Consider the following 11,395-nt stretch of genomic DNA (forward strand, 5'->3'; position numbering starts at 1 on the left):
CCCGGCAAATGCCGGGCATTTGGGGCAGATTATTCCCACTCTTGCAGGAAACGCTGACCGTATTGGTCGGCAACCAGTAGCGCGGCGTAAACCTGGTCGGCGCAGGCGCCGCCCGGCATGTTGTGGATGGTTTCGCCTTCGGCGCAGGCGGCCTCCGCGACCGTGCGCATTTTGGCCGGGATGTCGCCTTTAATATCGAGCTGCGCCAGCGTGATGGGCAGGCCGACGCTGTGACACAACGCCGCCGCGGTTTCTATCTCTTCCACCGGCGCGTTTTCCAGCACCAGCTGCGTCAGGGTACCAAACGCGACCTTCTCGCCGTGATAGAAGTGATGGGCGTCCGGGATGGCGGTCAAACCGTTGTGAATCGCGTGAGCCGCCGCCAGCCCACCGCTCTCAAAGCCGACGCCGCTCAGGTAGGTGTTGGCTTCGATCACCCGTTCGAGCGCTGGGGTAACCACATGCTGCTCGGCGGCAAGCATCGCCTTTTCGCCTTCTTCAACCAGCGTGTTGTAGCAGAGTTCCGCCAGTGCCAGCGCTGCCTGAGTGCATTTACCGCCCGCCATTGTGGTCGCACCGCTGCGCGAGCAGGCGCGGGCTTCAAACCAGGTCGCCAGCGCATCGCCAATCCCGGCGGCCAGCAGGCGAGCTGGCGCGGCCGCGACGATCTGCGTATCGACAACCACCATGTTCGGGTTGTGCGGCAGCATCAAATAGCTTTCGAATTCCCCATCGTCGGTATAGATAACAGACAACGCGCTGCACGGCGCGTCGGTGGAGGCGATGGTCGGCGCCACGACTACCGGCAGATGCATATAGTGAGCCAGCGCTTTCGCGGTATCCAAAGTCTTGCCGCCGCCGATGCCGAGCACCGCATGGCATTGGGCGCTGCTGGCGATATCGCGCAGGCGGTTGATTTCATTTTGCGAACATTCACCGCCAAACGGTGCGATTTCGGCCACCAGGCCAGCGCCGCCAAGGCTGGTACGCAACTGCTCTTCGGCAAAGCCAAGAACAAACTTATCGCCGATGATAAGCCACCGTTCGGCCAGCGGTTTAAGATATTCGCCGAGGCGCTTGATGGCGCCAGCGCCCTGAATGTATTTACCGGGTGATTGAATAATGCGATCCATTTCGATTCCTCCTAGATAACCGTGCAAGCCGCCGGACGGCGGCAGACGATCGGATTACAGGTTCAACGTGCCAAATGCGTTATTCCAGTCCTGCTCGAACTTCTCTATGGCTGACTCTACCGCGGGGGTGCCGAGCATTTGTTGCGCTACGTCTAAGGGGAGGGTGATAGCTTCGCAGCCAGCTAACAGGCAATCCAATGCCTGGCGCGGGGTTTTGAAGCTCGCGGCCAGGACTTTGCTTTCCGGGGCGTGCATTTCCAGCAGAGATTGCAGTTCTTGCACCATGCGAATGCCGTCACCGCCCTGGGCGTCGACGCGGTTGACGTATGGCGCGACGTATTTCGCGCCGGCCAGCGCCGCCAGCAGCCCCTGGGAAGCGCTATAGACCGCGGTGCCAAGAGTCGGGATACCTTCTTTTTTCAGCAGTTTGATGGCGGCGAGACCTTCGGCGGTAACCGGGATTTTAACCACGATACCCGGCACGGCGTTGCTCAAGCGTTTGGCTTCTTCCACCATGCCCTGCGCATCGCGACTCATGGTCTGCGCGAACAGAACACCTTCCGGGCCGACGGCTTTTTGCAGGCGCGGCAGCACGTCCCAAACCGCGGTTTTGCCGGCGGCGATGATGCTCGGGTTGGTGGTGACGCCAGCCAGCGGATAAATGCGGGCCAGACGTTCAACTTCAGCGACGTTCGCGGTGTCCAGATAGAGTTCCATAACCATTCCTCGATGTGTAATTCAGTGATGTTGAGGAAAGGATACGGTTTTCGTTTGCTTGCTCGCCAGATGACAAATTTGCCAAAAACTGGATAAATGTACGCATTGCGATTAAGGATGATTTAGATCACATTTGTCCGCCTGTTCCTGCTTATAAAGGTACGTGGCCAGCAATCAGCAGACAGTTACTTACAAAAATCTAGTTTTACGGCGCAGAGGATTTTTCCGTCAACTGGCTGTGATACTGGCGGCGGTATTCGGAAGGCGAACGTTCGGTGTTCTTGCGAAACAGACGGCAGAAGTAGTTGCTGTCGGCGAAGCCGCAGGCGTGGGCAACGTCTTTCACTTTCATATCATGGCCTTTCAACAGCATGCGCGCCTGTTCGAGGCGGATATGATTGAGGTATTCGTTAAAACCCATGGGTCCGCACTTCTGAAACAGATGCGAGAGATAGTTGGGAGAGAGATAAAACTCCTGGGCTACGGATTCCCGGCTCAGCGGCTCAGCGAAATGGAGATCGATATACTGGCGGATCGCCTCGAACAGCGCCTGGCTGCGCGATGAAGTTTGCGCCTGACTACCCAGCAGATCGGTACAGTGGCTGAGTAGGCTAATCACGATGCTGCGGGCGGTTTGTTGTTCCTGCGGCTGCATACGTATTTCATTTAGCGCCTGTAGCAGGAATGAACCCACGCGCGGCCCGCGGCGCGGTACCTGGATCTTCTGGACAAGAGTTAGCGCCTCGCCGCTCCAGCGCTGCAGCGAAAATTCCAACTGCTGTTTGCCGAATAAGATGCTTAATAGCAGGCAGGGTGTCTGCCATTGCGGCCAGTTCCATCTATCGCCCGCAATATACAGTACATCGCGCGGCTGCAGCGGCGCGGCATTATCGCCGAGGGCGAGATCGTACAACTGCCCCTCAATGACAATATTCAGACGAGGAAAATCAACCTTGATCGCGGCGTCGGCAGGGGGGCGTGACTCACCGGTAAAATGCACTTCTGCAATGCAGGTTTGTTTTTTCACGAATGAATCAATGAGCTGATTGATGCTGTTATCCATCTTTACCCCGCCAAAACGCCACGCATTTCATCATACCGGACATTTTTCCAGCGGTAAAAGCGCGAGCTTGTCGTTATTGCTTCTTGATTAAGATATGTTATATCGTAACACTTTATCGCAATCGATATTCAACTCAGGAGAGAGTAATGACCCGAAAGATCCCCATGCTCGCGCTTGGCTTCGGCATGGCGCTTGCGAGCGTCCAGGCGTTCGCCCACGGTAACCATAGCCATGGCCCAGCGTTGACCGACATAGAACGCCAGGCTAGCGAAGGCATTTTTGCCGATAAAGATGTGAAGGATCGCGCGTTGAGCGATTGGGATGGCGTCTGGCAGTCCGTTAATCCGTACCTGCTGAATGGCGACCTTGATCCGGTTCTGGAGCAGAAGGCGAAAAAGCCCGGCGGCAAGAGCGTGGAAGAGTATCGCGCCTATTATAAGAAGGGTTACGCCACCGACGTGGAGCAGATTGGCATCGAAGATGACGTGATAGAGTTCCACGTCGGTAAGACCGTTAATAGCTGCAAATATACCTACTCAGGCTACAAAATCCTGCAATACGCCTCCGGCAAGAAGGGCGTTCGCTACCTGTTTGAGTGCCAGCAGGCTGATGGCAAAGCGCCGAAATTCGTCCAGTTCAGCGACCATATTATTGGCCCGCGCAAATCGCAGCATTTCCATATATTTATGGGCAATGAATCACAGGAGGCCTTGCTGAAAGAGATGGATAACTGGCCGACCTATTATCCCTATGCGCTGCATAAAGAGCAGATCGTCGATGAGATGTTGCATCACTAAAATGAGAGGGAAAATCCCCCGGCCGGGCGGCCGGGGGAAACGGTGACTAGCCGGTATTACGCATCCCTGCCGCGACGCCGGCAATGGTGACCATCAGCGCTTGCTCAACGCGCGCATCCGGTTCCTCGCCAGCCTCTTCAGCCTGGCGCGAACGGTGCAACAGTTCGGCCTGCAGGACGTTAAGCGGGTCGGTATAGATGTTACGCAACTGGATGGATTCGGCGATCCACGGCAGGTCGGCCATCAGGTGGGAGTCATTAGCGATAGCCAGCACCACTTTGATATCGGCGGTTAACAGCTGACGTAGCTCTTCGCCTAGCTTCCACAGTTCCGGTTTCACCAGACGCTGATCGTAGTACTCCGCCAGCCACAGGTCGGCTTTTGAGTAGACCATTTCCAGCATTCCGAGGCGGGTCGAGAAGAACGGCCAGTCGCGGCACATGCTTTCCAGCTCGCTTTGCTTACCGCCCTCGACCACTTTCTGCAGCGCGGCACCGGCGCCCAGCCAGGCCGGCAGCATCAGGCGGTTCTGGGTCCAGGCGAAGATCCACGGGATGGCGCGCAGTGACTCGACGCCGCCGGTCGGGCGACGCTTCGCCGGGCGCGAGCCAAGCGGCAGTTTGCCCAGTTCTTGTTCCGGGGTCGCGGAGCGGAAATAAGGGACGAAGTCTTTGTTTTCCCGCACGTAGCCGCGGTACATCTTGCAGGAGACGTCGGACAGCTCGGCCATGATTTCGCGCCACTGCGGTTTTGGTTCCGGCGGCGGCAGCAGGTTGGCTTCCAGAATCGCGCTGGTGTACAACGACAGGCTGCTGATGGTCACTTCCGGCAGGCCGTACTTAAAGCGGATCATTTCGCCCTGTTCGGTGACGCGCAGGCCGCCTTTCAGGCTGCCCGGCGGCTGCGAGAGCAGCGCCGCGTGGGCCGGAGCGCCGCCGCGACCGATGGAGCCACCGCGACCGTGGAATAGAGTCAGTTCAATACCGGCTTTTTCGCAGGTTTTGATTAGCGCGTCCTGTGCCTGGTACTGGGCCCAGGAGGCGGCCATCACGCCGGCATCTTTGGCCGAGTCGGAGTAACCGATCATGACCATCTGCTTGCCCTGAATAAAGCCGCGATACCAGTCAATATTCAGTAACTGAGTCATAACGTCGTTGGCGTTGTTCAGGTCGTCCAGCGTTTCAAACAGCGGCGCGACCGGCAGGGCAAAGCCGATACCGGCTTCTTTTAGCAGAAGATGAACCGCCAGCACGTCGGACGGCGTTTTGGCCATTGAGATCACATAAGCGGCGATCGATCCACGCGGCGCTTCGGCGATCACTTTACAGGTGTCGAGGACCTCGCGGGTCTCTTCGCTCGGCTCCCACTGACGCGGCAGCAGCGGGCGTTTGGAGTTCAGCTCACGGATCAGGAAGGCCTGCTTGTCGGCTTCCGACCAGCTTTCATAATCGCCGATCCCGAGGTAGCGGGTCATTTCGCCCAGCGCTTCGGTATGGCGGGTACTTTCCTGACGGATATCGATACGCACCAGCGGTACGCCGAAAGATTTCACCCGGCGCAGGGTATCGAGCAGTTCGCCGTTGGCGATGATGCCCATTCCGCAGGCCTGCAGCGATTTATAGCAGGCATACAGCGGTTCCCACAGCTGTTCGTTTTGCGTGATAAGCCCCGCCGGTTTCGGCAGTTTTTGTCCTTTCAGACGCGCTTCCAGCCAGGCCTGGGTCTCCATCAACTGGCTACGCAGCTTTTTCATCAGATAACGATACGGCTCTTGCGCGCCTTCCGCACCCGCCAAATCGCGGAGCTCGTCGGTGCATTCGACCATCGACAGCTCGGAGATAAGCACCTGGATATCTTTCAGGAACAGATCGGTCGCTTTCCAGCGGCTGAGCAACAGTACGTGGCGGGTGATATCGGCGGTGACGTTCGGGTTGCCGTCACGGTCGCCGCCCATCCAGGAAGTGAATCGTACCGGCACAAAATCAACCGGTAGCTGGTAGCCGAGGTTGGCTTCCAGCTGTTCGTTCAGCTCGCGCAGATAGTTCGGCACGCCTTCCCACAGGCTGTTTTCAACTACCGCGAAACCCCATTTGGCTTCATCGACCGGAGAAGGGCGGTGCTTACGAATTTCATCGGTATGCCAGGACTGGGCGATCAGCTGGCGCAGGCGGCGCATCAGCTGGTTGTGCTCATAGTCGGCGATATCTTTGTTATCCAACTGCTTAAGGCAGTTGTTCACTTCCACCATTTTGTGGATCAGCGTCCGGCGGGTGATTTCGGTCGGGTGAGCGGTTAATACCAGCTCCAGCGACAGGGATTCCACCGCTTTTTTTATGGTGTCTTCGTTGAGATTGGGTTGGTCTTTGAGTTTTCTCAGGGTACGCGCAATAACTTCCGGATTGCTGGCGGCTTCGCCGTTGGGCGAAATGCTGTGATATTGCTCAGCGGTATTGGCCAGATTCAGGAACTGGCTAAAGGCGCGCGCCACCGGCAGCAGCTCGTCGTTGGACAAGTTTTGCAGCGTGGTGAGCAGCTCCTGGCGATTGGCTTCATTGCCCGCGCGAGAAGATTTGGACAACTTACGGATAGTTTCGACACGATCAAGAATGTTTTCTCCTAACGCATCCTTGATGGTGTCGCCCAGCACCTTACCGAGCATACTGACATTACTACGCAAAGCGGAATATTGTTCGTTCATGTTACCCCAGACACCCCATCTCATTTTATTTTGTTATATCCGGCGCTCCGTGATTTGAGCAGTGGATAAGCAACCCGTCTTTTATAAAGCCACGTAAATACCCCCGCGTCAATTGCTGCGAAATCGCTTCAGCAAACGAATAAATGGCGATAATTTGCGAAAGTTAACTCAGCGGTCGGCGGATAAGCATTACTTATGGAAGTGTGACGATCGTCACTCTCCCGCCTCCGCACGTGAAGGCGGGAAACTAGCAGCGATTAATGCCAGCAGAAGTGATGGACAACCTGGGTGATGAGTTCGCGCGTCGGCTTAATAAACCGCGTCTCCAGATATTCATCCGGCTGGTGGGCCTGGTTGATGGAGCCCGGTCCTAACACCAGCGTAGGACACAGCGTCTGGATAAACGGCGCTTCGGTGCAGTAGTTCACCACTTCGGTCTGCGCGCCGAGCAGTTTTTCAACCACTTCGACCAGCTTGTGGTCCGGCGGGCATTCATAGCCTGGAATCGGCGGATGCAGCTCAGAGACCGTCAGACGCCCCGGCCAGCGTTCGCTGACCGGCGCCAGCGCTTCATCCAGCAGGCCGTTCAGGTCGTTAAGCGTCATCCCCGGCAATGGACGAATATCCATGTGCAATTCGCAGCAGGCGCAGATGCGATTGGATGCATCGCCGCCGTGAATGGCGCCCAGGTTGAGCGTCGGATAAGGCACGGTGAAGGCGGCATAGTGGTAACGCTCTTTTAAATCATCGCGCAGTTGCATTATGCGGCCAATCGCATCGTGCATCAGTTCGATAGCGTTCACGCCGCGCGCCGGGTCGCTGGAGTGGCCGGACTGGCCCAGTACGCGTACCGCTGTTGAAATGTGGCCTTTATGCGCCCGCACCGGCTGCAGCGAGGTCGGCTCGCCGATGATGGCGCAATCCGGGCGCAGCTGTGTGGTTTCGGCAAAGTAGCGCGCGCCCGCCATGCTGGTTTCTTCGTCAGCGGTGGCCAGAATATACAGCGGTTTTTTCAATTTACTGACGTCAACGTCGCGCAGGGCATCGAGGATAAACGCGAAGAAGCCTTTCATATCGGCGGTGCCGAGCCCGTAGAGTTTGTTGTCGTGCTCCGTAAGTGTAAACGGGTCGCGGGTCCAGCGACCATCGTCGAAAGGCACGGTATCGGTATGCCCGGCGAGCAGCAGGCCGCCAGCGCCGTGGCCAGTGCTGGCCAACATATTGAATTTATTGCGCGTCTCAGGTACCGGCTGGATCTCGACGTTGAAGCCCAGATCGCGGAACCAGCCGCCGAGTAAATTGATTAAAGACTCATTGCTTTGATCCAGCGCTTCTTCGGTCGCGCTGATGGATGGTGTGGCGATCAATGCGCGGTAAATCTCGATAAAGGGCGGTAAATTGTTTTTCATTGTTGACACACCTCAGGTCATGATAGTATCAATATTCATGCAGTATTTGTGAATAAAAATACAATATCGTTGAGCGCAATAAAACCCATCGAATGTAAGGAGATGCTCTTCCAATGCTAAATACGCTGATCGTGGGAGCTAGCGGCTATGCCGGCGCAGAGCTGGTGGCCTATGTAAATCGCCACCCTCATATGAACATAACCGCTTTGACCGTCTCCGCGCAAAGCAATGATGCTGGAAAGTTAATTTCCGATATACATCCGCAGCTGAAAGGCATTGTCGACCTGCCGCTGCAGGCGATGTCTGATATCAGCGAATTTAGCGCCGGCGCGGATGTGGTGTTCCTCGCCACCGCGCATGAAGTCAGCCACGATCTGGCGCCGCAGTTTTTGGCCGCGGGCTGCGTGGTGTTCGATTTATCCGGCGCGTTTCGCGTCAACGATGGGGCGTTCTACGAAAAATACTACGGTTTCACGCATCAGCATCCGGACCTGCTCAAACAGGCGGTATACGGCCTGGCGGAGTGGAACGTCGAAGCATTGAAAGAGGCGAATTTGATCGCGGTGCCTGGCTGCTACCCGACGGCGGCGCAGCTGGCGTTAAAACCGCTGATCGATGCCGGTCTGTTGGATCTGAAGCAATGGCCGGTGATCAACGCCACCAGCGGCGTTAGCGGCGCCGGGCGTAAGGCGGCGATGAGCAATAGCTTCTGCGAAGTCAGCCTGCAGCCGTACGGTGTTTTCAATCATCGCCACCATCCGGAAATTTCTACCCATCTGGGCGCAGAGGTGATCTTCACTCCCCATTTGGGCAATTTTAAACGCGGTATTCTGGAAACCATTACCTGCCGCCTGAAGCCGGGCGTCAGTAAAGATCAGGTGGCTGATGTCTTCCAGCAGGCCTATGCCAATAAGCCGTTGGTCCGTTTATACGATAAAGGCGTACCGGCGCTGAAAAACGTAGTTGGGCTGCCATTCTGTGATATCGGTTTTGCCGTCCAGGACGAACATATTATCGTCGTGGCCGCAGAGGATAACCTGCTGAAAGGCGCGGCAGCGCAGGCCGTGCAGTGCGCTAACATTCGTTTCGGCTTCGCTGAGACGCAGTCTTTAATTTAAGGTGTGATGATGAACAATCCATTGATTATCAAACTTGGCGGCGTGTTGTTGGATAGCGAAGAAGCGCTGGAACGTCTGTTTACCGCCTTGGTGCACTACCGCGAAACACACCAGCGTCCGCTGGTTATCGTCCACGGCGGCGGCTGCGTGGTGGATGAGCTGATGAAACAGCTTAATCTGCCGGTGAAAAAGAAAAATGGCCTGCGCGTAACGCCTGCCGATCAGATTGACATCATTACCGGCGCGCTGGCGGGAACTGCCAATAAAACGCTGCTGGCATGGGCGAAAAAGCATGGTCTTTCCTCGGTAGGGCTGTTCCTCGGCGATGGCGATAGCGTGAAGGTGACTCAGTTGGATGAAGAACTGGGCCACGTCGGTAAAGCGCAGGCAGGCTCGCCGACGCTTATCAATACGCTGTTGGCGGGCGGCTACCTGCCTGTCGTGAGCTCGATTGGCGTCACCGACGAAGGACAACTGATGAACGTCAACGCCGATCAGGCGGCGACGGCGCTGGCGGCGACGTTGGGCGCGGATCTTATCTTGCTGTCCGATGTTAGCGGCATTCTCGACGGTAAAGGTCAGCGGATTGCGGAAATGACCGCCTCCAGGGCCGAGCAACTGATTGAACAGGGCATTATTACCGACGGCATGATCGTGAAAGTGAACGCGGCGCTGGACGCGGCGCGCGAGCTGGGCCGCCCGGTGGATATCGCTTCCTGGCGCCATGCCGAGCAGCTGCCGGCATTATTTAACGGTACCCCGATCGGTACGCGTATTTTGGCTTAAGATTGAATGCCCGGCGGCGCGTTGCTTGCCGGGGCGATAAGACCGTAGACCGGGTAAGCGCAGCGCGACCCGGCAGAACTCACGAATAAAGGAAGCATGTTATGGCACTTTGGGGCGGGCGTTTTACACAGGCAGCAGATCAGCGGTTCAAACAATTCAACGACTCTTTACGCTTTGACTATCGTCTGGCGGAACAGGATATCGTGGGATCCGTCGCCTGGTCCAAAGCGCTGGTAACCGTAGGCGTACTGACCGCCGATGAGCAGCTGCAGCTGGAAGAGGCGCTGAACGTCTTGCTGGAAGAGGTACGCGCCAACCCGCAGCAAATCCTTGAAAGCGATGCCGAAGATATCCATAGCTGGGTCGAAGGGAAACTGATCGATAAAGTCGGCCAGTTGGGCAAAAAACTGCATACCGGACGTAGCCGTAATGACCAGGTCGCCACCGATCTCAAGCTGTGGTGCAAAGAGACCGTCACCGAGTTGCTGTCCGCGACCCGCCAACTGCAAAGCGCGCTGGTGGAAACCGCTGGCAACAATCAGGATGCGGTGATGCCGGGTTATACCCATCTGCAGCGCGCCCAGCCGGTGACTTTTGCGCACTGGTGTCTGGCCTACGTTGAAATGCTGGCCCGTGATGAAAGCCGTCTGCAGGACGCGCTCAAGCGCCTCGATGTCAGCCCGCTGGGATGCGGCGCGCTGGCGGGAACCGCTTATGAAATCGACCGTGAGCAGCTGGCCGGTTGGTTGGGTTTCGCATCGGCGACCCGTAACAGCCTCGATAGCGTCTCCGATCGCGATCACGTGCTGGAACTGCTTTCCGATGCCTCTATCGGCATGGTGCACCTGTCGCGTTTTGCCGAAGATCTGATTTTCTTCAATACCGGCGAAGCGGGTTTTGTTGAACTCTCTGATCGCGTTACTTCCGGCTCGTCGCTGATGCCGCAGAAGAAAAACCCGGATGCGCTGGAACTGATCCGCGGTAAATGCGGCCGCGTGCAGGGCGCGCTGACCGGCATGATGATGACCCTGAAAGGGCTACCGCTGGCCTACAACAAAGATATGCAGGAAGACAAAGAAGGGCTGTTCGATGCGCTGGACACCTGGCTTGACTGCCTGCACATGGCGGCGCTGGTGCTGGACGGTATCCAGGTGAAACGTCCGCGCTGTGCGGAAGCGGCGCAGCAGGGTTACGCCAACGCTACCGAGCTGGCGGATTACCTGGTGGCAAAAGGCGTTCCGTTCCGCGAAGCACACCATATCGTCGGTGAAGCGGTGGTTGAAGCGATTGCTCAGGGCAAAGCGCTGGAAGATTTACCGTTAAGCGACTTGCAAAAGTTCAGCAGCGTTATCGGCGATGACGTCTATCCGATCCTGTCGTTGCAGTCCTGCCTTGATAAACGTGCGGCCAAAGGTGGCGTCTCGCCGCAGCAGGTGGCGCAGGCGATTGCCGACGCCAGACAGCGCCTGGTGTAAGAGATTACACCGATGTTGAATGAGCCTGGGTAATCCCCGGGCTTTTTTACGCAAAAAAAAAGCGGACACGAGGTCCGCAAAAGTTCACGTTGGCTTTAGTTGTTCGGGTAGGGAAACTGTGAGGCGACTCAATGATTTTCAGATGTTCTCCTCGTTTCTGTGGTTATTATTGAACAGAAAACTTGATAGGGATAATCGT

General features: G+C 56.7%; 8 protein-coding genes and 1 pseudogene. 4 read left to right on the forward strand and 5 right to left on the reverse strand.

Annotated elements, in window-relative coordinates; genetic code table 11:
- Nucleotides 1–29: 29 nt before the first annotated feature.
- The 3 genes and pseudogenes from gldA to EAE_RS07710 form a co-directional block, all read right to left on the reverse strand.
- Nucleotides 30–1,133, reverse strand: coding sequence for a bifunctional L-1,2-propanediol dehydrogenase/glycerol dehydrogenase (gene gldA / locus EAE_RS07700; RefSeq protein ID WP_015703952.1), 1,104 nt, complete (start codon nucleotides 1,131–1,133; stop codon nucleotides 30–32).
- A gap of 54 nt (nucleotides 1,134–1,187) precedes the next feature.
- Nucleotides 1,188–1,850: a fructose-6-phosphate aldolase gene (gene fsa, locus EAE_RS07705; protein WP_015703953.1), complete on the reverse strand. Its 663-nt coding sequence runs from the start codon at nucleotides 1,848–1,850 to the stop codon at nucleotides 1,188–1,190.
- Between the two features lie 205 nt (nucleotides 1,851–2,055).
- A pseudogene (locus EAE_RS07710) lies at nucleotides 2,056–3,035 on the reverse strand (AraC family transcriptional regulator).
- A 24-nt stretch (nucleotides 3,036–3,059) separates the two neighbouring features.
- On the opposite strand from EAE_RS07710, the gene zinT reads away from it, so the two are divergent.
- Complete coding sequence (gene zinT, locus EAE_RS07715; protein ID WP_015703955.1) at nucleotides 3,060–3,710, forward strand: metal-binding protein ZinT; 651 nt, start codon at nucleotides 3,060–3,062, stop codon at nucleotides 3,708–3,710.
- Nucleotides 3,711–3,756: 46 nt separating this feature from the next.
- Here zinT and ppc read toward each other — a convergent pair whose 3' ends face one another.
- Nucleotides 3,757–6,408 carry a phosphoenolpyruvate carboxylase gene (ppc, locus tag EAE_RS07720; protein WP_015368915.1) on the reverse strand — a complete coding sequence of 884 codons (2,652 nt, stop codon included), beginning with the start codon at nucleotides 6,406–6,408 and terminating at the stop codon, nucleotides 3,757–3,759.
- 257 nt (nucleotides 6,409–6,665) lie between these two features.
- Complete coding sequence (gene argE, locus EAE_RS07725) at nucleotides 6,666–7,817, reverse strand: acetylornithine deacetylase (protein ID WP_015368914.1); 1,152 nt, start codon at nucleotides 7,815–7,817, stop codon at nucleotides 6,666–6,668.
- 113 nt (nucleotides 7,818–7,930) lie between these two features.
- Between argE and argC the strand changes: the two genes are divergently transcribed.
- The 3 genes from argC (at nucleotide 7,931) to argH (ending at nucleotide 11,196) form a co-directional block, all read left to right on the forward strand.
- The gene (gene argC, locus EAE_RS07730; protein ID WP_015703956.1) at nucleotides 7,931–8,935 is read left to right on the forward strand and encodes an N-acetyl-gamma-glutamyl-phosphate reductase; all 1,005 of its coding nucleotides are present in this window, start codon (nucleotides 7,931–7,933) and stop codon (nucleotides 8,933–8,935) included.
- Nucleotides 8,936–8,944: 9 nt separating this feature from the next.
- Nucleotides 8,945–9,721, forward strand: coding sequence for an acetylglutamate kinase (gene argB / locus EAE_RS07735; RefSeq protein ID WP_015368912.1), 777 nt, complete (start codon nucleotides 8,945–8,947; stop codon nucleotides 9,719–9,721).
- Nucleotides 9,722–9,822: 101 nt separating this feature from the next.
- Complete coding sequence (gene argH / locus EAE_RS07740; protein WP_015368911.1) at nucleotides 9,823–11,196, forward strand: argininosuccinate lyase; 1,374 nt, start codon at nucleotides 9,823–9,825, stop codon at nucleotides 11,194–11,196.
- Nucleotides 11,197–11,395 lie beyond the last annotated feature (199 nt).

Source organism: Klebsiella aerogenes KCTC 2190 (assembly GCF_000215745.1).
GTDB lineage: Bacteria > Pseudomonadota > Gammaproteobacteria > Enterobacterales > Enterobacteriaceae > Klebsiella > Klebsiella aerogenes.